Source organism: Clostridioides sp. GD02377 (genome assembly GCF_045899875.1).
Classification (GTDB): Bacteria; Bacillota; Clostridia; order Peptostreptococcales; family Peptostreptococcaceae; genus Clostridioides; species Clostridioides difficile_A.
Genome location: NZ_JBJODA010000009.1, coordinates 16679 through 41666, shown reverse-complemented (window position 1 = coordinate 41666; position 24988 = coordinate 16679). Strand labels below are relative to the sequence as shown.

Genomic DNA, 24988 nt, shown 5'->3' with positions numbered 1-24988 from the left:
ATTTTTATTTAGACTCTAATCTTTTAAATAATGCATCTAAATTTGGGTCATTTAAAAAGTTGTTTATTGAAACTATCTCAACACTTGAATTATTCTTAGCCACTCTTTCAACTAGTGTATTATGAGTTACTACTATCTGTGTATCATCTGGAAGGTTATCAACAGATGAGTTTGTAATTTCTATACTTAAATCTAAGTTTTTTATTCTATTTTTAAATCTAGAAGCTCCCATTGCACTAGAACCCATTCCTGCATCACATGCAAATACAATCTTCTTAATTTCATTCACTTCAAGTTGTTTTTCATCAATGTTTTTATCAGAATTTTTACTTGCTGATTTCATGTCACTCATTTTTGCTTTAGCTTCTTCTAAAGTACCCTCTTCTTCACTTTGATTTGCTGAAGCTTTCTTAACAAATGGTGCTGCTACTAAGAATGATACAGCTGTTGCCACTGCAACCCCTGCTAATACTGGAAGTAATCCTCCCTTTGGTGCTAGTGCCATAAGTGCAAATATACTTCCTGGTGATGGTGCTGCTACAAGCCCAGCTCCTAATATTGAGAAAGTTAATATTCCTGCTGCTCCACCTGCCATTGTAGCTAATATTAGAACTGGATTCATTAATATATATGGGAAGTAGATTTCATGTATACCACCAAAGAAATGTATTATTACAGCTCCTGGCGCTGACTGTTTTACACTTCCTCTACTAAACATCCAGTATGCTAATAGAACTCCTAGACCTGGCCCAGGATTACTTTCTAATAAGAACATTATAGATTTACCTGCTTCTTTTGCTTCAGCTATACCTATAGGTCCTAATATACCATGATTTATTGCATTGTTTAAGAACAATACTTTTCCAGGTTCTATAAATGCTGAAACTAAAGGTAATAAACTTTTGCTAACTATAAATTGAACTCCAGATTCTATAAGAGCTGTACCTGCTACTATTGCTGGCCCTATTGCATAGAATCCTAATATTGCAAGAAGCATACCTATTATACCTATTGAAAAGTTATTTACTAACATTTCAAATCCTGTTGGGATTTTACCATCTACAAATTTATCGAATTTCTTGATTATCCATCCTGCAAATGGCCCCATTATCATAGCTCCGATAAACATTGGTATATCAGCTCCAACGATTACACCCATCGCTGCTGCTGCACCTATTACTCCACCTCTTTGTCCAGCGATTGCCTTACCACCAGTATAAGCTATCAATAATGGTAAAAGGTATTTTATCATTGGGTCACCTAGAGTACTTAACTTCTCATTAGGCATCCATCCTGTTGGTATAAATAATGCTGTTATAAGACCCCATGCTATAAAAGCTCCTATATTTGGCATTACCATACCACTTAAAAATTTTCCTATTCTCTGTATAGATGTCTTTATTGTCGATTGATTAGAACTGCTCATAATTTTACCTCCATTTGAATTATATTCTATATCGATATGATTCCCTTTTGTTATACTTTTATTATAGAGTTTATATTTTCTAGTAACAACTTTAAGAAATCGTTTCTATGTCACTTAAGATAATGACATTTGTCATTTTAGTTTTTGTTTAACTTTATTTATGTAGTATTTTAGAGTATCTAGTGTTGCAAATAATACTATTTTTATAAAATATTTAAATTTAATATAAAAACCAATAATAATTCAATTAAATAATTTTATTAGAGGTACTTTTGGATATACTAATATAGACTTATTTGACCTGTGCTTTTGAAATTTGTACGCTCTATATAAATATTCTCAACATAAAGTGTATAAGTACAATGTATAGCTAATTAGATATTAATTTCTAATTAGCTACTATACAACATTAAACATTATTTAATATACAATTTTACCCTATAAAGCAATATATATTAAACAAATTCAATTAAAATAGTTTAAATTTTTCAAAAATCTCAATATTTGACAAAATACTTTAATAAAATTAAAGAATAAGTTATAATTAATACTATCAATTATAAAAAGTATAAAAATATAAGGAGTGATTAAAAAATGGCGTTTTATTTTGATACACCATCACATACTTTCAGTGAATACCTTCTTGTTCCAGGTTTCTCTTCTACTGATTGTATACCTGCTAATGTAAGTTTAAAAACACCTGTTACTAAATTTAAAAAAGGCGAGGAAGCAGATATTTATATGAATATCCCTTTGACTTCTGCTATTATGCAATCTGTTTCTGATGACAAGATGGCTATTGCACTTGCTAAAGAAGGTGGTATTTCATTTATATACGGTTCTCAAAGTATTGAAAGTGAAGCTGCTATGGTAGCACGTGTTAAGTCTCACAAAGCTGGTTTTGTTGTAAGTGATTCAAATATTAAACCTGAGAATACACTAAAAGACATACTTGAATTAAAAGAAAAAACTGGACATTCTACAGTTGCTGTTACTGAAGACGGAACTTCAACTGGTAAATTATTAGGTATTGTCGCAAGTCGTGATTATCGTATAAGTCGTATGAATTTAGATACTAAAGTTAGTGAATTTATGACTCCTATGTCATCCATTGTTTATGCTAACAAAGATGTTACTTTAAAAGAAGCAAACAACATTATATGGGACCACAAACTTAATTCTCTTCCTGTACTTGATGACAATGGCAATCTTGTTTATATGGTATTCCGTAAAGATTACTCTTCTCATAAAGAAAACCCACTTGAACTTTTAGATTCTTCTAAAAGATATGTAGTTGGGGCTGGTATCAATACTAGAGACTTTGCTGAACGTGTTCCTGCTTTAGTTGAAGCTGGTGTTGATGTTTTATGTATAGATTCTTCAGAAGGTTTTTCTGAATGGCAGAAAATAACTCTTGATTTTATTCGTGAAAAATATGGTGATACAGTTAAGGTTGGAGCTGGAAATGTAGTTGATCGTGAAGGATTCCTTTACTTAGCTGAAGCTGGTGCTGACTTTGTTAAAGTTGGTATTGGTGGTGGTTCTATATGTATTACTCGTGAGCAAAAAGGTATAGGACGTGGACAAGCCACTTCTATAATTGAAGTTGCACAAGCTAGAGATGAGTACTTTGAAAAAACAGGTATTTATATTCCAATTTGCTCTGATGGTGGTATCGTTTATGACCATCATATAACTTTAGCTTTAGCTATGGGTGCAGATTTCATAATGCTTGGTAGATACTTCTCTCGTTTTGATGAGAGTCCAACTAACAAAGTTAACATAAATGGTAGTTACATGAAAGAATACTGGGGAGAAGGTTCTGCACGTGCTAGAAACTGGCAAAGATATGACCTTGGTGGAGATAAGAAACTTTCTTTTGAAGAAGGTGTTGACTCTTATGTACCTTATGCTGGTTCTTTAAAGGACAATGTAACTCTTTCTTTAAGTAAAGTTCGTTCTACTATGTGTAACTGTGGAGCTCTTAGCATACCTGAGCTTCAAAAGAATGCTAAACTTACACTTGTATCTTCTACTAGTATAGTTGAAGGTGGAGCTCATGATGTTATGTTAAAAGATAATAGAAATTTATAATATAAACAAAAGTGTAGTTGATTATAAAATCAGCTACACTTTTTTATTTTAATATAAGCTTTTATTTAACTGTAAATTCAAGAAGCTTACTTTTAAGTTCATTTTCTATTTTTGATAGTTCAACTTCTGCTTCTTGTCTCTTTATTCTACCATCATGTTGTATCTTAACTACTTCATCAATAGTTGATATTAAAGATTGATTAGTTTTCTTAATTGTATCTATATCTACAATTCCTCTTTCTGATTCTTTTGCTGTTTCTATTGTACCCATCTTTAGAGTTTCTGCATTTTTTAATAAAAGCTCATTTGTCATATTGCTAACTTCACGTTGAGCTTTCATGGCTTGATTTAAGTGAGAAATCCCAAGGGCAAGTACTATTTGATTTTTCCATAATGGAATTGTATTTACTATAGTTGATTGAATCTTCTCTGCCATTAAATTATTACTATTTTGAACTAGTCTTATCTGTGGAGCCATTTGAAGAGATACCATTCTAGTTAATTCTAAGTCGTGAATCTTCTTTTCAAATCTGTCACAAAGCGAAACCATATCATTCACAGATTGAGCATCTTCTGTTGAACCAGATAAACTAGCCTTTTCTCTTAATTTTGGCATTTCATATTCTTTCATATCTTTTAGCTTTTGTTTTCCTGCTATAATATACATAGTAAGTTCTTTTGAATAAGCTAAGTTCAGCTCATACATCTTATCAAGCATAGCTATATCTTTTAAGATTTTAACCTGATGTTTTTGAAGTTCTTTACTTACTTTGTCTACATTTACCTCTGCACTATCATACTTAGTTTTTAGATTTGAGATTTTATTATTTGCCTTTTTAAAGATTCCTAAAAAACCACCTTGTTCTTTTTCGTCTGCTGAAAATGCTTTTAAATCAGTAACTAGATTTGTAAGCATATCTCCAACTTCCCCTAAATCTCTAGTCTTAACACTCTTTAGAGCTGTTTCAGAAAACCCTGCTACCTTTTTTTGAGCACCAGCTCCATATTGTAAAATCATATTTGTATTTGTAATATCTATTTTTTCTGCAAATTCCTTCACCATCTTACGTTCAGATTCAGATAGCTTTTCTTCTTCTGGGTCTTTTTCATCCTTTTTCATTAATAGGTCAGAATTATTTATATCATTTGTATTTGATTCCTCTGCAAATGGGTCAAGTGTTAAAGTTGGCATAACTGGTATATCATCTAAATTATTCATTATATCTTTCTCTCCTCTTCCTTTATAAAGTACTTATTAACTTATATACTGCATATTCCATACTCTATAACTACTTAATTGTTCAAAAATAACAGAATATTTTTTATATTGAAGTTAAAATTTACCACTTGTTAATCCTTCTTGAACTAACATGTTTTCTAAAACAGTAATATCTGTAGATATATCGATTGCTTCATCTTCAAATAGATAATCTAATTGATTTTCAAAAGCTATTACAATTGTACTCATTGTATTTTCAATACTTTCCATAGTTGTTGTTATATTTTCTCTATCTATACCTTGTTCTTCCAATGTATGATATGAATTCAATAACTTCAAAGTAGTTGGAAGATAATAGTCCATAAATTTTTGTATTTGAGTAAGTTTTGATGGGTCATGTTTTACAACATCAAATATTTTACTTGTAACATCTTCTACTTGTACAATTTTATTGCACATTGATTCCGATTTAATATTTTTATTAGCTTCTTTTATTTGTGTTAAATAATTCATTCCAGTATTTATAATTTTATCAACTTCATTAACTTCATCGGTTTTTTCTTCTTCTTTAACTTCATATGCTACATCTTCATATTTTGGCGGAGTAAAATCTTCATTTGTCAACACAATTTGATTACTTCTTTTATCAATATAAGTATTTATAAAGTAGTTTTTGTCTATCATCTTTTGTACATCTTTTATTATAAAATTTAATGACTTAGATGTACTTTCTGCAATAAGTTCTACTGGAATAATATTCCTATTACTTATGATTGTACAATATTTTTTATAACGAGAAATTTGGTCTCCTAATCTCTTTCCTTTAAAAATACAAACACCACCTATAATTAAAAACACTGCACATACTTGAATAGGAAGTATTACAGCCCATCCAATTATAATAGAAATAGTTGAAAGTACTAAGGCAGATAATGTAAATAAACCTACTAAACCCCATCCAACTATTTTTAAAAATTTACTTAAAAATGAATTTATCAACACAGATTTTTTGGAAAAATTTTCTGATTTATACATAGTTTATATCCTTTCATTTTCATTAATATTATTAATATATTGCAGTTTGATTATACAATTACTTACTTATTACTGTCAAGGAATTTGAATTTCTACAAATTATTTCAAATAAAGTAATAGACTTAAATATAGGTATATTTTAAATTAAAAATATACTTATATTTAACTCCATATAAAAATAAGAGAACTTAACTTTAATTAAATTTAAGTTCCCTCATTTTTATTTTTATATAAATATAATTAGCATTGTTTATCTTTGCTATACATATTGATGAAAATTTATATTAATAAAGATTTACAAATATCTCTCTTATTTCTTCTCTGCTAAGCTCTACATAGTTATTAGCAAGTAATCTTTGTTGATTAGCTATTGTACTATCTGTAAATTCATCTATTTGACTTTCTACCATTCCATATTCTCTTAAGGCTTTTTTAGCTATTAATTTATTTAAAAACTTTTCTAATTCTCCATAAACATCACAATTAGGGTCACATTCAAGAGCATCTGCTAAAATTTTTGTACATTTCGTAATTTTTCCATCAGGATTTTTTCTAGAATACATCTTAAATACTTCAGTAAAGAACTGATAATTTGCTTCACCATGAGCAACATGGAAAGCTGCTCCAATTGAATAAGATAGAGCATGAACTGCTGCACAACCAGCATTTCCAAAAGCGATTCCTGCATAATTTGATGCAAGAACAAAATCCTTAAGATGATTAAATCTCTCCTCATCACCTTTTTCAACTATTTGTTTATACCCATCCATAATCATTTTTATTGCTTGTAAAGAATACATTTCTGTAAATGGACTTGCTTTTGGAGAAAGATAAGACTCAATTGCATGTATAAGAGCATCTACTGAACTTGTAACAAAGAATTTATAAGGTAATCCCTTTACTGTCTCTGGAATTAAGACTGCATAGTCTGCATAAGTTTCTTCTACTGCAAGCCCTTTTTTAGTATGCTTGGATTTTAATTCTGCAATGGCTACATTTGTTACTTCACTACCTGTACCACATGTTGTAGGAACTACTACTAACTCTTTTATTTTTTTAGGTGCTACGTCTCCTTCAAATAAATCAATAGACTTTTCTGGAACATCAAGTGCTAATATCTTGCATATATCAACTATTGTTCCTCCTCCAAAAGCGATAATTCTATCAAAATTATACTTTTTCATTTCTTTTGTCATAGAATCTATCATTTCATCAGATGGTTCACCTGTTCCAAACTTTTCTTGGAAAATTAGATTTGTATCTATTCCAAGAGGCTTCATATATGGCTCATATATAAATTCATTAGTAATTACTAAATCATTTTTTCCTATTTTAAATTCTTCGTTGAATTCTTTAAATGTATCAAAATAAAATATTTTTGGAACTACTCTAAGTGCTTCCATTATTAACACCCCTCTATTATTAATATTTCTCATTAAATCTTTTTTCAAATTCTAACGCCAGACTTTCTCTTACACTTGGATGAGCTATATTAATTAAATTTCTTGCTCTTTCTCTAAGAGATTTTCCTTTTAGCTCTGCTATACCATATTCTGTTACAATGTAATCAACATCATTTCTTGATGTTGTTATAGGTGCACCTTCATCCACAATAGAGACGATTTTTGAAATCACTGTACCATCCTTTTTTGTAGTTATTGAAGGCATAGCTATAATTGCTTTTCCATCTTCTCCCATAGAGACTCCACGTATAAAATCAACTTGACCTCCAACACCACTAAATTGTCTAAGTCCCATTGCTTCTGCAACCACTTGTCCCATCAGGTCAACTTGTATAGCAGAGTTTATAGAAACCATTTTATGCTGTTTCATTATAACTGCTGGATGATTGACATAGTCTACAGGTTTAACTTCAACTGCTGGATTATTATGTGCAAAGTCATATAATTTTTTAGTACCCATTAAGAATGTAACTGTCATTTTCTCTTTATCAAAATTTTTATATTTGCCATTTATAACACCTTTTTCATAAAGAGCTAAAGTTCCGTCTGAAATCATTTCTGAATGAATACCTAAATCTTTTTTATCCGTTAAAAATAGCATAACTGCATCTGGGATTCCACCAATTCCAAGTTGTAAAGTAGAACCATCTTCAATTAATGAAGCACAATTTTTACCTATTGCTTCTTCTACTTCTCCAATCTTTGCGGGTTGTAATTCATATAAAGGTTGTGATTTTTCCACTATATAATCAAACTCTGATACATGAACTACTTCACCATAAGTTCTAGGAAACTGGTCATTCACTTGAACAATTACTGTTCTAGCAGTTTTAATAGCTTCATAAGTATAATCAACTGATGTACCTAAACTACAATATCCATGTTCATCTGGTGGAGTTACCTGTGCTAACACAACATCACATTTTAATCTTTTTTCCCTAATTAACTTTGGTACTTCATGGAAGAATGCAGGTGTAAAGTCGCCATCTCCGTTCTCAATTGCTTTTCTTACATTTCCACTTACAAACATTGGATTTACTCTAAAATGAGCTTCCATCCCCTTAGAAGTATATCCACCACTACCTAAGCTTACCATGTGTTTAATCTCAACATCTTTATATTGCTCAGCATTTTCAATCATAGCTTCTACCAGTGCAGGAGGCTCACCTACACAATGTGCAAATACTACAGTATCCCCATTTTTAATCTGCTTTACGGCCTCTGTAGCACTACATAATTTACTTTGATACAATTCTTGCCAATTCAATGAAATCCCCCCATTTAGCTCTTTTTTAAGTTTCACAAATTGCTGATTCAATTATATTTATAGCTCTTTCTATATGGCTAAAATCCCATATCTTAATACACTCATTTTTTACTTTATATTGTTGATAGGATGCGCATAAAGTTGCGCATCCTCCAATTATAAGTAACAAATCATATTCCACATTTTCTTGTGCTATACTAAAATCTACTCTACCATCGAAGTGCTCTTTGATTATTGTAAGAGCCTTCCCTCTTTCGTATCTAGGGTTACAGCCCCCACAAAATCTAACTCCACAGGTCATCGTGTAAATTCTCCTTCTAAAAATATCTTTATCTAACAATCCACTACTATTTTATAATTATTTCTTATCCCATATATTTTTTCATTAATTAAAATCGATATACTTTTCCCTTTTATATATCAACTTGTAAATTTCCTATAAATTTAGAGCTTTCTCTTTTTTTATCCCTGCAATTGTCTTAGCTAACTCTTTTTTCTGACCTATATTTCCTTGTCTTGAAATCATTATTCTTTGGGCTTGTGGTGAACCTGCTCCATGCATTGATTCAGTTCTATAACCAACAGCAGATGAACCAAGACATATATTTTCTAAGAATCTTAATATTCTCATTCTTTCTTCTGTTGAAGCTACTGAAGAAGCTTTAAAGTACTTATTACATACTTCGCCAATAGTCATTCCACTTGTTCCAACTTTAAGGTCTGATTTAAAGTCTTTTTCTGAAGGCATAGTAACCATAAGACCACCAGCTATATCTTCTGCAAGTCTTACTATTTCATAAGGGAATCTAGTTACATTCTGTTTACATACATTTGCAAGAAGTAAATCTATTTGATAGTTTCCAGCTTCTGTCTTATGCCCTTCTGATGAACATGCTATACCACAACAATATAAGCTTTCATTAAGATGAGTCATTTCTATTAATTTATCTTTTATATGTGAAGCTTTATTTGCTCCATTATAATCAGCTGCTAAAGCTGCTGCTCCTATTATTACATCACCTACACCTACTTTACAACCACCATAACTTTGTCTGTGGTATCCAGCAAATCTCTCAACTAACATACCAGAGAAATCCCACTCTCCACATAAGAAAATTCTATCATTTGGAACAAATACATTATCAAATACTACTAAAGCTTCCTGACCACCGAATTCTTTATTTCCTAAATCAACATCTGCGCCTTCTTCTAATTTTCTAGTATCACAAGATTGTCTTCCATAAATCATGAACACACCCTCAGCATCTGAAGGAACTGCAAATGATACAGCATAGTCTTTATCTGCTTCTGTCATACTTATAGTAGGCATTATAAGATGCTCATGTGAATTTATTGAACCAGTTTGGTGTGCCTTTGCTCCTCTTACAACTATACCATCTTCTCTTCTTTCTACTATATGAAGAAACATATCTGGGTCAGGTTGAGCACTAGGTGACAATCCTCTATCTCCTTTAGGGTCAGTCATAGCACCATCAACTACTAAATCGTTTTCTTGTATATAAGTTAAGTATTTTACAAAATTATCATGATATTTAGTTCCATGAGCTTTATCACACTCGAATGTTGTTGAATATACTGCATTAAATGCGTCCATACCAACACATCTTTGGAAACAAGAAGCTGTTTTTTGACCACATAGTCTTTGCATTTTCACTTTTTTCACTAAATCATCAGTACTTTGATGAAGATGCCCAAATCTATTTATTTTTTCGCCTGTAATATTTGAAGTAACTGTCATTAAGTCTGCATATTCTGGGTCATGAGCTAAATCATAAGTTGCTGCTACACAATTTATAGATGGTCTAATCATAGGATGGTCAACCCAATTTTTAACCTCTTCACCAAACATATAAACCTTAGTGTTTAATTTTCTCAAACTTTCAATATATTGAGCTCCTGTCATTAATGCCATAATAAAACCACTCCTTTTTTTATAAAATTTTTTATTTATGTTAATTATAATACTTCCTTCTTATGTCTGTTTCTTAATATTTTTTTCTAAATCCTATCCCCAAAGTTCTTCATCTGTAGGAACTTCATTTTCTGGCATATAATAAGCAATTCTAGAAATATTAATTAAATGCTTATAATCAAGATTTTCAGAAATACTGTTATTTCCCCAAGAGCCACAACCTAGAGTATTAGTAGGTGCAAGACCATTAAAGAAACTTCCTCCAGCACTAGTAGCACAACATTGATTAATAACGAATCTTGATACCTCTATATTTTCTCCTGCATATTCTATATTTTTAACTGTATTTGAATGGATAGATACACTATGCCCTTTTCCCTCTACATTTAGATTTGCTTTTGCAATAGCTACACCTTCTTCAAAGTCTTTATACTTATATGCAGATATAACTGGACACATTTTTTCTTTTGCAAGTATATCCTCTTCTCCTGGACCATCAGCTTCTATTACTATTATTTTTGTATCTTCTGGAATTTCAACACCTGCAATTTTTGCAATTGCATGAACAGATTGACCTACTGCATCTTTATTCATAGCTTTATTTATAAACATAGCATTTCTAAAAGCTTCTTTCTGTGCATTATCTCTAACTATAAAACCTTTATTATTTTTAAATTCATCCATTACTTTATCAAACATTTCTTCTGCTACTATCACTGATTGCTCTCCTGAACAAATTATACCATTGTCAAATATTCTTCCTGCTATAATTTTAGGTACTGCTTCTTTAATATCTACATCTCTATCTATAATACATTGAACATTTCCTGCACCTACTCCAAGTGCTGGTTTTCCACTTGAGTATGCGGCTTTCACCATTCCCATTCCACCAGTAGCAATTACTACATCTGCTGATGAAATTAAATTTCTTGTATTTTCTCTTGATTGTTGGTCAAGTATTTGTATTAGATTTGCTGGTGCTCCTATTTTTTCTAATTCTTCATTAATCATATCTACAGTTTTAGTACTACATCCAATTGCTTTATGGTGTGGTGTGATAATGATTGCATTTCTTCCTTTAAGGGCAAACATTGCATTACTCATAGGTGTAACGATTGGATTTGTACAAGGAGTTATTGCCGCTACTACTCCAATTGGTTTAGCTACCTTTGTTATTCCAGTTTCTCTATCTATATCAATTATACCAACTGATTTTTTATCTTTTAGATTGTTATATATAACCTTTGCTTTACTTTTATTTTTAGCTACCTTATCTTCATATACTCCCATTCCAGTTTCTTCTACAGCAAGTTTAGCTAAGTATTCAGCATTATAATACACTACTTTCCCAACTATCTTTACTATTTTATCTACTTGTTCTTGAGTATAACATTCAAACTCTCTTTGAGCTTTTCTAGCTCTCTCAATATAACCATTAATGTATTCTTTACTTAAATCTTCAAAGTTTTCTATTGCTTTTTCCATTTTAAATCTGCCTCCCATTTATTAAATATTTTTATAATGCACTTTTAAAAGTTTCAGACTTTTTCATTGTACCTGTATTCATAAATTTACTATGCCATGATAAAGCTTCATCCAATATGTGAGGAGTTTGTTTTGCTCCATTTTGACAGGCTCTATTTAAATAATCTCTAAGTTGTTCTTTATAATCTGGATGAGCACAATTTTCTATTATTTTTATAGCTCTTTCTCTAGGCGCAAGACCTCTTAAATCAGCATATCCCTGTTCTGTTACAATTACCATTACATCATGTTCAGTGTGGTCTACATGAGATACCATAGGTACTATTGATGATATATCACCATTTTTTGCAATTGACTCAGTACTAAATATAGTTATTGCTCCATTTCTAGCAAAATCACCAGAACCACCAATTCCATTCATCATTTTTGAACCCATAATATGAGTAGAATTTACATTTCCATAAATATCAACTTCAATTGCAGTGTTCATTGCAATTACTCCAATTCTTCTAGCTATTTCTGGATTATTACTAATCTCTTGAGGTCTCAATATAATCTTATCCTTAAATAAATCAATATCTTCTTCAAATTTTATTAACCCTTCTGGTGATGGACTTACAGACGTAGTAGACGCCATTGTGACCTTACCCATTCTTATTAAATCCAACATAGAATCCTGCACAACTTCTGTATAGCAAGTTAAATTTTCAAATTCAGATTCACATAATCCATATAAAACAGCATTGGCTACACTTCCTACACCAGATTGAAGTGGAAGTAGATTTTTTGACAATCTACCTGACTTTACTTCTTCTTTCAGAAAAGCGATAATATTATTTGATATTTTCTTTGAAGCTTCATCTACAATACCTAATGGACGTGTCTTATCTTGCATATTAGTGATTACGATTCCTGCAATTTTATCTAAGCCACAAGGTATATATGTTGTTCCAATTCTATCTTTAGGATGATTTATTTCTATTGGCTTTCTATGTGGAGGATTTTCTGTAATATATATGTCTGCCATTCCTTCCATTTCCATTGGTTTTGAAAGATTTATTTCAACTATTACTTTATCTGCACTTTTTATAAAAGAAGGTGAATTACCAATACCACTGGTAGGTATAATATCTCCATTTTCGGTTATTGCAAGTGCTTCTACTATAGCTACATCTACTTTAGGTATAGTTCCATAGTTTAAAAATTGAGTAGAATGACTTAGATGCATATCTATATAATTAACAACACCTTTATTAATGTTATTTCTAAGTGTAGAATTAGTCTGATAAGGAAGCCTTCTTTCAATTATACCTGCTTCTGACCATGCCCCATCTACCTCTGGGCCTAAAGATGCACCTGAATACACAGTTAACTTTATCTTTTCTCCTCTTTTAGCCCTTTCTGCAACTGCTAATGGCACTGCTTTTGGATAACCTGAAGGTGTAAATCCACTAAGTCCAACAACCATTCCATCATTTACAATTTTAGCAGCTTCATCTGCATTCATAATTAAATCACATAACTTTTCATTTCTTAATCTTTCTCTTAATTCTTCAAATACGCCTTCATTATTCATAAATATCCCCCCATATAAAGTCTTATTTACATTGGAAGTTTGTGTAAAACTATAACCAATATAACTTTAGTTAACAATGCAAATGGATACGTGGCTCCATAACCTGCTGCTGGGTCATCACTGTCAAGAGCATCAACAGCTGCTCCAAGACCTGGAGTTGATGTCATACCACCACAGACAGCTCCAGATAGTAAAATCCAGTTTAATTTAAATATATATTTACCAACTAAGAATCCTATCATCATAGCTGTAACACCCACTACTATTGCTACAAAAGCCAGATGCATACCAGATGTCATAATTGAATCAACTACTTTACCACCATATCTTAATCCAACTATTGCTAAGAAAAACACTAGACCTATCTGCTTTAAAATGTTTAAAACCTTTTCTTCCATTCTAAAATTTACTGCCCCTATCTTACCTACATATCCAAGTACTAGAGATACAATTAGTGAGCCACCTGTAGCTCCTAATGTGAAGTATCCTAATGGTCCCATAAATACATGTATTCCTCCTACTAAATATCCAGCCAAACATGTTAAGAAAAATGTTATTATATTAAATGGAACTTCTGGTATTGTTTTACCTGCAACGCTATCTCTTGCTTCTTTCATTTCTTTTTCATATTTTCTTCTTTCTTCTTTAAGGTCCATCCTAAATATTTTTGGAAGGAAATTTACACCTAATATTACTATTAAAACTCCAAAAGGATATGCAACTGCATGCCCTATACCAACACCTGCTTCAGCATACGCAATATATTTATCTATTTGCTCTTGAGTTAGTGATGTAGTTGTATTTACATCTAATTTTCCTTCTGGGTCAACAACTTTTAAAATTTCTTTCTTATCTTCTATTGAAGCTTTTTCAAACTCCTTTGATACATCTTCTGCATGTTTACCAGCTGTTTCTAGAGCAGCAGCTAATCCAGGTGAACTTGTTAATGCCCCTGTATAAACACCAGAAACTTCATAAGCACTGCTTCCTTTGTTACTTGATAGTAAAGTCATTGCATAAGTCATAGAACCTCCTATAAAAGTTATAAGAACTCCTAAAACTACAAATCGTGCTCCATACTTCTTTAATACAGCTTTCATATCTTTTGCAGCTAATAAACCAACTGCTGCAACAAATATTATCAAAAAGAAATCAAAGAAGTCAGGAGAAATAATTCCATTTCCCATCATGACAGTTGCTGCCTTATACCCTGCTGCCGTTTCTCCTTTTGCTATTACTGAATTCCCCAAGCTATATGCAAGCCACCCAATAAATAATCCTGTAAATAATGCTCCTGATACCCCAAAATTAAACTTCCCAAATTTAATCTTTCCAAATAAAATTCCTGTAATTACAGCAGCAAACATAAGGACAAAAGGATTCATTAAAAAATCCATTAACTCAAACTTCACTAAATCACTCCCTTTCATCGTTATTAAATTAACAATTATTACTAAAAAATATATTTCTCCTTTCTCCCTAAAACTTTATTTTGTTATTAAATTAACATTACTAATTAAAAAAATTTTCTCTTATTAATATCAATCTTTTTCTTTAGGATTTAATTAACAATCTAGTCTCGAAAATAATTGTTTATTTTTAAATAGTTAAATTTTTAATATTCGTTGCTATGACTCGATTATAAATTGATTATCATCAAAATATATCAGCTATTTTCTTTTGTTAATTTAATAATAGCACTATTCTTAATAGATTGAAAATATCAAAAACTTATGATATGATAGTTTAAAACTATTCTATTTTTTTACAACAATATACAAAACTTATATTGTCGTTAATTATATACTTGTCACTAATACATAAATGAAAGGAATTAATATCCAATGAATATAAATTATTTATATTATTTTCAAACAGTTTGTAAATATAAAAACATGACCAAAGCTGCTGAAAGTATTCATATTTCCCAGCCATCCATAACATTAGCTATTAAAGAATTGGAAAAAGAACTTGGTTTTGAGCTTTTTTACAGAATAGGAAACAAAATAGAATTAACTCCTGAAGGAAATATTTTTTTAGACAAATCAAAAAACTTTACAAGACAATTTGAAGATTTTCAAAGTGATGCACTAGACTTAGGAAAAAAGAGAAAGGCCTCTCTTAAAATAGGCATTCCTACAGTCTTAGGTACTTTTTTACTTTCAAAAATACTTCCTAGATTTAATGTAATTTATCCAGATATAGAACTTAAAATCTTTGAAGTTCCAACATTTGTTGGAGCTAAAATGATTGAAGAATCTTCACTCGATTTTTGTATTGGCATAATTGATAGTGATATTTATGATGATATAGATTCAAAAACAATCTACAAAACAGAATTGTATTTAGTTACAAATCCAAAAAATGAATTGGCAAAGCAACCTATTATTTCAAATTATATGTTAAAAAATGTACCTTTTGTCATATTATCTGAAGGTTCTTATCATTATAAAATTATAACAAAAAGACTTGAAAAAGCTAAACCAAATATAATTTTGCATTCAAATCAACTTTCTACTATACGTTATTTATTAGAAAATAACTTAGCTTCAACAATATTGTATAAAGAAATATTTCAAAATACAGAAAATCTCTGTTCAATTCCATTAGAACGTGCAATTACTGCAAATATTGGTGTTCTTTGGAGAAGAAATCAGTACATATCTCATAGTATGAGACTTTTTATTGAATATATGGCATCTATTCATATAAATTAGTTTCATTTATGTTATATAAGTACAATATTTAATTTAAATAATACACCATAAATATTGTAGAGTATCAGCATAAAAATAAAATATATAATCTCAGAAAATTATAATTGTATACATTTACATCTAAATATTATTATACTGATACTTCTAACAATATTTTTTAATTGTTAATCATGTCTTTAATCAGGTCTACTTGGACAACCTAACAAAAAACCCACGCATCCTGATACAAAATCTCTCATCTGTGAAATAGTACCTAAAGAAGCTGGAGCTATAGTTGTAAAATTCCTCACGATAAAAAGTACTATTAATGCTACAACACAAATTACAGTAGCTATAATAATTTGTAATTCACTGGTTTCTCCTTCTTCAATACCTTCAATTTTATTAACAGATACTTTATTTTCATAATTATCTGTCTCTGAAGTAAATCCAATGGTATTTTTGACATTCATCACATTATTTTGATTTGATTCTTGACCTTTATTAGCTGAATTATCATCTATAAAAAGATTTGAAGATACATCAGTATTTATATACTTTCTTGAAGGTCTCTTTATAAAATTAGCACTTAAAAAGTATCCAAATATAGCTGCTGAAGTTGTTCTTACTACTACATCAATGGTTGTAGTATCTTGTGAATTTACTTCGTTGACAAATAAAGTGTATATAGATTGAAACATGAGTATTGCCATTACAATTATTAGACATCTGTCAATTAGTTTGATTTTATACCAGGCTTTTTTTATATTTTTTATAAGTTTATGTTTTTTATACACAGATATTATCACCTCTCACAATAAAATTAAGCCCTCTTTACTATAATATGTAACGAGAGCTTAATGGTGAGATTATGTTATATTTTATGTGAAAAAGTATATAAAAAACAAATTATTTGTCTAAAATCATCAAATCTTTAGGGAATTTAGTAAGTCTTTCTGGTCCGTTTTTGGTAATCAGAACAGTATCTTCTATTCTAACTCCACCCCATCCTGGTAAATAAATACCTGGTTCCATTGTTATTATACATCCTTCTTCTATAGTTTTATCGCCATAATTACCAATGAAAGGCTCTTCATGAACATCTCTACCAACTCCATGCCCTATACCTTGATAATAATAATCTTCATATTTTTTAACAACTTTTCTTATTTCAGCATCTGGAATTGTAGCATGTACACCAACTTTCATGTTTTCAACACCTACATTTTGTGCTTCCTTAACCAAATTATATACCTCTAATTGCTTTTCGGAAGCTTCTCCAACTATAAAAGTTCTAGTTGTATCAGATATATAACCATTATACATCGCACCATAGTCTATAAGTACAAAATCTCCTTTTTCTATGACCTTATCACTAGGTTTACCATGAAGTAATGAAGTCTTTGCACCTGATATCAATATAGTCTCAAAGCCTATATTTTGTGCTCCATTCATCTTCATAAAATACTCCAATTTTGTAGCCAATTCAATTTCACTAACTCCAGCTTTTATATGGGGAATCAATTCTTCCAATGCCTTATCTGCTATCTCACATGCTTTTCTTGTATTCTTGATTTCCTCTTCATCTTTTACATATCTTAATGTCTCTACAATATTTTCTGTAGGTATTAATTCTCCATTATCTTTCTCAATCAGATTTTTAAGTTCCTCGTATTTATCAAACACTATATTAGTTCTTTCAAATCCAAGTTTCTTTATACCTACTTTAGCACACACGCTTTTTACTGCTTTTGCCACACTTCTATCAAAGTTATGCCAATTTATAATTTCAAAACCTTCGCAAACATTTTCTGCAAGTTCCATATATCTACTATCAGTAACTAAGAAATTACCATCTTTACAAATCACTGCATATGCTTCCTCATCAGGAAAACCACTTATATAATTTACATTGGTCTTCTTTGTTAAATATAGTGCATCAAGACCTTTGGATTCCAATAATTCAACTACTTTTTTTACTTTGCTCATGATTTTGCCTCCAAATAATAAATTTTACCTCAGTTATATTATATCATTAATTAGTGTTCTTTTTTATCTAATAGATACTTTATTTCTAAAATTTTTTCATATCTTTCTAACTTTATTTTAAGATTTCATTAGTTTTATCTAAGATATATTCATAAGTTCTGTCAATATTTATGAGGAATTTTTTTCATTATATATGTGGATTAACCAAAATTTAGTACTTACAAAAAACCTCGTTCCTTATGACTATATTGAAAATGAATGTTTTTTGGTTATGAAATCGCTCATAAATAGAGTGTTTATGTTGATAATTCAAATTTTTATATGAAAATTTTAAGTAAAATAGTTACAAATATAATCATAAGAAAGATAAGTAATTATTACAATATTTACGTTTTTCAATTAATATTTGAAGTAGATTTTATATATTAATATCCTTTGATATTTTAAATCCAATGTTATAAGCTTTTTTTAATACTTTAGGATTATTTTCAATTGAATTTTTTTCAAATGCTTTAGTAGCAATTATGGTTTTATAATGATTTAAACCCATTCCTTTAAGATGCTTACTTGTATATCTAAAATATCTTTTAAAAAATATTGATAAAGGTGCTGCTTGAGTATAAACCATGATTATTTTTTTATTTCCAAATCTAGGTATATGTTTACCTTTATCTATTGTTGTAAGTGGATAAAGTCTATCTAATAATAACTTGGTTTGAGCTGATACCTGACATATATAAACTGGCGAACCTATAATTACATACTCAGCTTTCTTTATATCTTCATATACTTGAATCATATCATCTTTAAGTGAACATGAATAATTTTTTCTACAATATAAACATCCTTGGCAACCTTTTATATTCATATCATTTAAGTAATACTTTTTTACATCAACATTATTTTTGTTTGCTCCTTTAATTATTTCATTAATTATTGTATCTACATTACCATTTTTCCTTGGGCTTCCTACAAATGCTACTATTTTAGACATTTTCAACTCTCCTATTTAATATATATTTGCTATATTAAGAAATATTTACTCCAAATATTTTTCTTTTTCTTCATATCTTCAATTTGAAAATTATTATAAAATATCGTATCTATTTTATTTATTGTATTTTCAGGTATTTTAATAACATTATCTAATTTTTTAGTGTTTGATACGAATCTAGTTCAATATTATATTACTAATTTACTGCTTATAAGCAAGATTAATAATTGTATAAAAAAGAGAAGTTGATATTTTAATTAGTACTATTCATTTTGATTCTTTTGGAAAGTAACAATATTTTATCTAATATTTCATTTATCACAAAGATAAATTCTTCATCACTTTTCCCTGTGGGGTCATTTATTCCCCAATCTTCTCTATATATACATGGAAGATATGGACATTCTACATTACACCCCATTGTAATAACAATATCAACTTTGGGTATGTCTTTTAATAACTTTGAATATTGCTCTTTTTCCATATCTATATTATAAATTTTTTTCATTAAACGTACAGCATCTTGATTTATTTGTGATTTCACCTCAGTACCTGCTGAATAGCTTTCAAAAACATCTAAACCTAGTTTCTTTCCTAATGCTTCTGCTATTTGGCTTCGACAAGAGTTATGAACACAGATAAAAGCTACTTTGGGTTTATAGGCTACCATGTTTTTCCCTTTCTATAATTGATTTCACTTCATCAATTGTCAATACCTTACCATATGATACAACCTTGCCATTCATAACAAGTGCAGGAGTGCTCATTACTCCATAGCTAGCAATTTGAGTAAAATCAGTTATGTGCTCAATATTTAAATCTAAATTCATTTCTGAAATTGCTGTACGTGTTGCATTTTCTAAAGCGATACATTTTGCACAACCAGAGCCTAGAATCTTGATTCCATCTTCTTTCTTTGTCATTTCTGCATGTTCCATAGTTTCTGATGTACAATCTCCACTACAGCAACATGATTTTTTTTCTTCTTTTTTACCAAATAATTTCATCTTAATTTCCTCCTAGTTTTTATAATATTAAAAATGTATGCAAAACATTGAACAAATAACCAACCACGATAATACCAATTGTACAGATAGCTATAAATAAAGCCAGTAATTTTGGTTTTACAGCTTTTTTGAGCATAATCATAGATGGTAAACTTAATGTTGTTACAGCCATCATAAATGCAAGTACAGTTCCTAATTGTGCACCCTTAATTAACAATGCTTCTGCAACAGGTATTGTTCCAAAAATATCTGCATACATAGGAACACCAACCAATGTTGCTAAAATAACACCAAACGGATTGTCACTACCTAGAATTGTTTCTATCCAAGTTTCTGGAATCCAGTTGTGAATTATAGCACCAATTCCTACACCTACTAAAATATAAGGGAATACTTTTTTAAATGTTTCACTAACTTGTTCTTTTGCATATTGAACTCTATCTTTTCGTGTCAAAGATGGTGAATCAATATCTACATGACTTGCATTTTGTATAAAATCTTCAACATATTTTTCCATGTGTAATTTTTCGATAATAGTACCACCAATAACTGCAATTAATAGTCCAACTATCACATAGGCAATTGCAACTTTTGCACCAAATATACTCATAAGAAGTACAAGACTACCTAAATCTACCATAGGGGATGAAATCAAGAAAGAAAAAGTAACTCCTAAAGGAAGACCTGCACTTGTAAAACCTATAAAAAGTGGTATAGAAGAACATGAACAAAATGGAGTTACTGTCCCTAATAGAGCAGAAACAATATTTGCTCCAATACCATGAAAGCGACCCAAAATCTTCTTACTTCTTTCTGGTGGAAAATAACTTTGTATATAAGATATAATAAAAATCAAAATACATAAAAGTATAGTGATTTTTATAACATCATAAAAAAAGAATTGAACACTACCACCTAGTCGTGTAGTATTATCTAATCCTAAAAATGATAATGTGTTGCCAATAAGACTATTTAGCCATTTCATGCCAAGAATTTGGTCTTGAAAAAACAGTATGGCTATTTGTAATATTTCCAAAACAATTCCTCCATTCTATTTTTCATATCAATTTTATTTGATATGTTTTTTTTAATAAAAGCCATCTGTAGATGACTTTTATTTGCAAGATTCTGTATCTGTATTAGGTGTTGTGATTTCTAATAAACGCTTACTAGCATATTCACTGCCCTTTTTACTAAGGCTATAATGTGTCCATTTTCCATCTTGTCTTGGTGATACTATTCCTGATTCACACAATATTTTCATGTGATAAGATAGTGCAGATTGACCAATATTCATTTTATCAATTAAAACACAAGCACATTTTTCTCCACTCCTTAAAAGTTCGAGAATTAAAAGTCTTTTTTCATCACAAAGGGCTTTAAATATTTTTGCATCATCTTTATAGTTAATCATCATTTTTCACCTCTCATATCAAAATATTTTGATGTGTCTATCGTACTATATTAATATTACTTTGTCAACATTCACATCAATTTTATTTGATATGATTTATTGATTCTTTTTTGACTAAATGCTCTATACTTAAATAATTTTTCTTTATACATAAAACTTAATTAATATCCTCCACAACAAGATATCTTTTTATAGTCTAACTTCTAATTACTTTTTATAGAACTATTTAAATTAAACAATTTATCAGAAAAGGACATCTTAGGGCTTTGTAAAAATAATTTAAGAATAGATATATATTTCTTAGAAAAAATACAAAAATAAGGTTATGATTTTTAAAACCATAACCTTATAAATACTTAATTATCACTTAAAAAATAAATTTATATTCAAAGAGTACACATAAACATTTCCCAACTTATCAATTAGAAAATCACATTTTTTAATATACTCCTACCTATTTTGCAGTATATCCAGCTTTAGTTAAAGTTTCAACTGCTAAATCACCTTTAGCTTCATTTACTAAAACTATTGGACCTGTACAACCCATACCACTTTCAGCATAGATTCCATTTTTCCATAACTCAGATACTGCATCTTCTAAATCCATTATATCAACACCAGCTATTTGACGAGTAACAACCTCTTTATCTGGCATTTTAACTTCTACTTTTTCAGCTTTAACTTCTTTTTTAGTAAGAGAAGCTATAATATCATCAAATTTTGCTTTTTTAACTTTTTCAAATTCACTTCTTGCAACATTACTTATATCGCCCTTTACAACATCATAGGCGTATTTTAGTGCATTTGCTACTACTGGAGAACCTGATGCTCTTGATACTATAAGAACTCTTCTATCATAGTCTTCTCCAACCCCTGGACCATATCCAAAGCCTTGAGCCTCATAATCTCCACCTGTAGTATATGAAGAAAATACTTTCATAAATATATTTCCAGATAATGTATCAGTAACCATAACATCAGGTGCACCTACAAGTAAATCATTACCTCTCATTACACAGCCACCATCTGCTCTAATTGAATCAGCAAACTCCATGTCATACCCATTATCTTTTAATTCTTTTAAACATTTCTCAACTTGTCTTGCCCCATCTACATTAAGTATTCCAACCTTTGGGCATTTATTCCCAATTGATTTAGCTGTAGCAATACCATAAATGGCATTTCTCACCATTGCTTCTATTCTATTAGTAGCACTTGTTCCTGTTGTAGTTGCAAGTATCATTTCTTTTCCTTTGGCTGGAGTTATCACTCTACCTACTGTAGATACACCTATTGGAAAATTATAGTGCATAGTAACACAAGCATCAATGTATCCTGAATCTAATAATTCTTCCATTTTTGAATGCATTTCTTTTTCATCATTAACTTCAACTACTTCAAGGTCAGTTTCTACTTTTGGTCCAATAAGTACTATATCAAATAAATTAGATTTTGCTAATTGTGCACCATTAACCATGTTCCCTACACCATGTTCACTTCCAAGTGTAGTCACACCAATTTTTACTTTTTTGCCAAATTCGCCGCTTTCTATTGCATTAGCTACTTCTAAGAATACATCTGCGATTACTTTTTTTGACATATCCTCACCCCTATTCTTCTAACATGTCTAGTGCTAGTTTTTTCATAGATTCAGCTATTATCTTCTTAATTTCATCCTTAGATATTCCTGAAGTCTCTTCAGTAATACCTGTATTTCTTTCAGCTATAAAAGATACTCCATCAAATAAGTTAGTCATTCTTCCTAAGAATAAACTACCTTTTCCAACTATCATAGCTCTATTTCTCTCACCTGTAGTTAAATCATCTATTAAAAATCCTATATAAGGAGCTCCTGATGGTATATGTCCTTGAGTTGGTGCCCATCCTGGTAATCCTTTATTAGAAACAAAGTCTTTTAACTCTTTCTTTTCTAAGTCTCCACGCTTAACAGCAAGTGCTCCTATCATTTTATAGTTTGCTTCTGGAACATCTCCTGCTCCTGCTGGCTTAGTTATATCTGGGTTTTGCATTTCAACAGAGTATACATCGACATCTGTTATTTTTAAATTAGCTCTATCAAGACCTGAAGTTATAAGTGCTGTCATAACTGCTTGAGGTGAAGAACCAGTTCCAACAGTATGCTTGCCTGTTAAATCAGTTCTTATAACTGGATTTATTCCATCATTTTCAGATACAAGTACTGCAAATCCTCCAACAACATCTTCAAGTACAGGAAGTCCTTTTTTAACATGGTCTTTAGCATTCATTCCAAGTTTAGCACTTGCTCCACCTGCTACTACCATTACATTCTTGTGTATTCCAGCTTTTACTAGGGCTGCAGCTTGAATTAATGCATGTGTTGGTGCTGCACAGAATCCTCTTGTGTCAGAACCAGTTGCATTTTGAAGTCCTGCTATCTCAGCTATTGATTTAGCAAAGTTTCCTCCACCCCTTTGGTTTATATCTCCACAAGCTTCTTCTGAACACTCAATAACATAATCTATTTCAGCAGGGTGTATTTTGCTATGTCTTAGCATTTGAATAGCAGATAAAACTCCAGATGCTTTTACTACTAAATTTTCAAACATTGTATGAGCATTTAGGTTAACATCTACATCATGTGCTCTTTTTACATAACCAATGAATTTTCCATTATGGTATAATCCTTCTGCTATGTGTGTTGCTACTAATTCTTTACCTTCTTCTATATCATCACCCTTTAATTTACCTACAAATGGAGCAATTTCAGGGTAGTTGTTTTCGATTTTTGGTTTTACTTCATCAATAAATTCTTGTGATAATTTTACTAAATCAAATGCATCACTTATTTGCATTAAAGCTATGAACTCATCTTGAGGCATTATTTCTCCAAATTTACCATTTCTATTTCCCTCAATCTTTTGTTCACACCATGGCATTGGTAAATCTCTTAATTCCTCTGGTCTTCTATTTCCTATATAAACTTGATTTGGCATGTAGTTAACTACATCTTCGTAACTTCTTATATGATTGCTTACTTCCTTTAAAAATTCTGAATCTGGATTTGTTGCTCTTTCAACTGTACAAGTACTTCCATTTTGCACTATCATATCTGGAGTATGAATAAGTACATAGCCTGCCCCTTTTAAAACTGGATAAGTCATTTTGTGCACCTCCATAAATTTTATGAACACTTATTTTTTAATTCAATTAAAGACTCTAATTGTTGTTATTTTTATTTTGTTGTATATTTGATTCTATTATTGTTTATGTATTTTGGCATTTTTTAAGATTTCATGAATGAATAACTCCAATTTACCCATTCATGAAATCTATATTATTTTTTTGTGTATAGTTATTTTTTATTTTTAGTGTGTGTTTATATTTTTATCTATATAATATATGTGTGTG

At 30.2% G+C, this 24988-nt stretch carries 21 protein-coding genes; 2 read left to right on the top strand and 19 right to left on the bottom strand.

The window, feature by feature from the left end; genetic code table 11:
- Positions 1–4: 4 nt before the first annotated feature.
- Complete coding sequence (locus Q3304_RS09515; protein ID WP_054270935.1) at positions 5–1426, bottom strand: PTS mannitol transporter subunit IICB; 1422 nt, start codon at positions 1424–1426, stop codon at positions 5–7.
- Between the two features lie 594 nt (positions 1427–2020).
- Here Q3304_RS09515 and Q3304_RS09510 point away from each other — a divergent pair.
- On the top strand, positions 2021–3520 hold the full coding sequence (locus Q3304_RS09510) for an IMP dehydrogenase (RefSeq protein WP_407814706.1): 1500 nt from the start codon (positions 2021–2023) through the stop codon (positions 3518–3520).
- A 61-nt stretch (positions 3521–3581) separates the two neighbouring features.
- Here Q3304_RS09510 and Q3304_RS09505 read toward each other — a convergent pair whose 3' ends face one another.
- The 9 genes from Q3304_RS09505 to Q3304_RS09465 all read right to left on the bottom strand — a co-directional run bounded on the left by Q3304_RS09505 (position 3582) and on the right by Q3304_RS09465 (position 14928).
- Positions 3582–4739, bottom strand: a complete 1158-nt coding sequence (locus tag Q3304_RS09505) for a toxic anion resistance protein (RefSeq protein WP_407814707.1) — start codon at positions 4737–4739, stop codon at positions 3582–3584.
- 114 nt (positions 4740–4853) lie between these two features.
- Positions 4854–5774: a 5-bromo-4-chloroindolyl phosphate hydrolysis family protein gene (locus tag Q3304_RS09500; protein ID WP_074178387.1), complete on the bottom strand. Its 921-nt coding sequence runs from the start codon at positions 5772–5774 to the stop codon at positions 4854–4856.
- Between the two features lie 284 nt (positions 5775–6058).
- On the bottom strand, positions 6059–7177 hold the full coding sequence (locus Q3304_RS09495; protein WP_054277135.1) for a 4-hydroxybutyrate dehydrogenase: 1119 nt from the start codon (positions 7175–7177) through the stop codon (positions 6059–6061).
- A 19-nt stretch (positions 7178–7196) separates the two neighbouring features.
- Complete coding sequence (locus Q3304_RS09490; RefSeq protein WP_054270939.1) at positions 7197–8504, bottom strand: acetyl-CoA hydrolase/transferase family protein; 1308 nt, start codon at positions 8502–8504, stop codon at positions 7197–7199.
- A gap of 25 nt (positions 8505–8529) precedes the next feature.
- Positions 8530–8805: a hypothetical protein gene (locus Q3304_RS09485; RefSeq protein ID WP_054277114.1), complete on the bottom strand. Its 276-nt coding sequence runs from the start codon at positions 8803–8805 to the stop codon at positions 8530–8532.
- Between the two features lie 135 nt (positions 8806–8940).
- On the bottom strand, positions 8941–10437 hold the full coding sequence (gene abfD / locus Q3304_RS09480; protein WP_054270941.1) for a 4-hydroxybutyryl-CoA dehydratase/vinylacetyl-CoA-Delta-isomerase: 1497 nt from the start codon (positions 10435–10437) through the stop codon (positions 8941–8943).
- A 93-nt stretch (positions 10438–10530) separates the two neighbouring features.
- On the bottom strand, positions 10531–11922 hold the full coding sequence (locus Q3304_RS09475) for an aldehyde dehydrogenase family protein (protein ID WP_054277115.1): 1392 nt from the start codon (positions 11920–11922) through the stop codon (positions 10531–10533).
- Positions 11923–11953: 31 nt separating this feature from the next.
- Positions 11954–13498 (bottom strand): acetyl-CoA hydrolase/transferase family protein, encoded by a 1545-nt coding sequence (locus Q3304_RS09470; RefSeq protein WP_054270943.1) that lies wholly within the window; start codon positions 13496–13498, stop codon positions 11954–11956.
- 26 nt (positions 13499–13524) lie between these two features.
- Positions 13525–14928 (bottom strand): hypothetical protein, encoded by a 1404-nt coding sequence (locus Q3304_RS09465; protein ID WP_161803378.1) that lies wholly within the window; start codon positions 14926–14928, stop codon positions 13525–13527.
- Between the two features lie 414 nt (positions 14929–15342).
- Between Q3304_RS09465 and Q3304_RS09460 the strand changes: the two genes are divergently transcribed.
- Positions 15343–16215: a LysR family transcriptional regulator gene (locus tag Q3304_RS09460; RefSeq protein WP_054270945.1), complete on the top strand. Its 873-nt coding sequence runs from the start codon at positions 15343–15345 to the stop codon at positions 16213–16215.
- Between the two features lie 176 nt (positions 16216–16391).
- On the opposite strand, the gene Q3304_RS09455 is transcribed toward Q3304_RS09460, so the two are convergent.
- The 9 genes from Q3304_RS09455 to grdC all read right to left on the bottom strand — a co-directional run bounded on the left by Q3304_RS09455 (position 16392) and on the right by grdC (position 24741).
- Complete coding sequence (locus Q3304_RS09455; protein ID WP_407814708.1) at positions 16392–16991, bottom strand: hypothetical protein; 600 nt, start codon at positions 16989–16991, stop codon at positions 16392–16394.
- A gap of 112 nt (positions 16992–17103) precedes the next feature.
- Positions 17104–18183 (bottom strand): M24 family metallopeptidase, encoded by a 1080-nt coding sequence (locus Q3304_RS09450; RefSeq protein ID WP_407814709.1) that lies wholly within the window; start codon positions 18181–18183, stop codon positions 17104–17106.
- 418 nt (positions 18184–18601) lie between these two features.
- Positions 18602–19177, bottom strand: coding sequence for a flavodoxin family protein (locus tag Q3304_RS09445; RefSeq protein ID WP_054270948.1), 576 nt, complete (start codon positions 19175–19177; stop codon positions 18602–18604).
- 253 nt (positions 19178–19430) lie between these two features.
- Positions 19431–19847, bottom strand: coding sequence for an arsenate reductase ArsC (locus Q3304_RS09440; protein WP_407814710.1), 417 nt, complete (start codon positions 19845–19847; stop codon positions 19431–19433).
- A complete protein-coding gene (locus tag Q3304_RS09435) occupies positions 19834–20184 on the bottom strand; it encodes a thioredoxin family protein (protein ID WP_054270950.1) in 351 nt (116 codons plus the stop codon). Before Q3304_RS09435 ends, Q3304_RS09440 begins: the two co-directional genes overlap by 14 nt.
- Before the next feature lie 19 nt (positions 20185–20203).
- Positions 20204–21220: a permease gene (locus Q3304_RS09430; RefSeq protein ID WP_074178389.1), complete on the bottom strand. Its 1017-nt coding sequence runs from the start codon at positions 21218–21220 to the stop codon at positions 20204–20206.
- A gap of 78 nt (positions 21221–21298) precedes the next feature.
- Complete coding sequence (locus tag Q3304_RS09425) at positions 21299–21601, bottom strand: ArsR/SmtB family transcription factor (protein WP_407811546.1); 303 nt, start codon at positions 21599–21601, stop codon at positions 21299–21301.
- A 451-nt stretch (positions 21602–22052) separates the two neighbouring features.
- On the bottom strand, positions 22053–23198 hold the full coding sequence (gene grdD, locus Q3304_RS09420; RefSeq protein WP_407814711.1) for a glycine/sarcosine/betaine reductase complex component C subunit alpha: 1146 nt from the start codon (positions 23196–23198) through the stop codon (positions 22053–22055).
- A 10-nt stretch (positions 23199–23208) separates the two neighbouring features.
- On the bottom strand, positions 23209–24741 hold the full coding sequence (gene grdC / locus Q3304_RS09415) for a glycine/sarcosine/betaine reductase complex component C subunit beta (RefSeq protein WP_407814712.1): 1533 nt from the start codon (positions 24739–24741) through the stop codon (positions 23209–23211).
- Positions 24742–24988 lie beyond the last annotated feature (247 nt).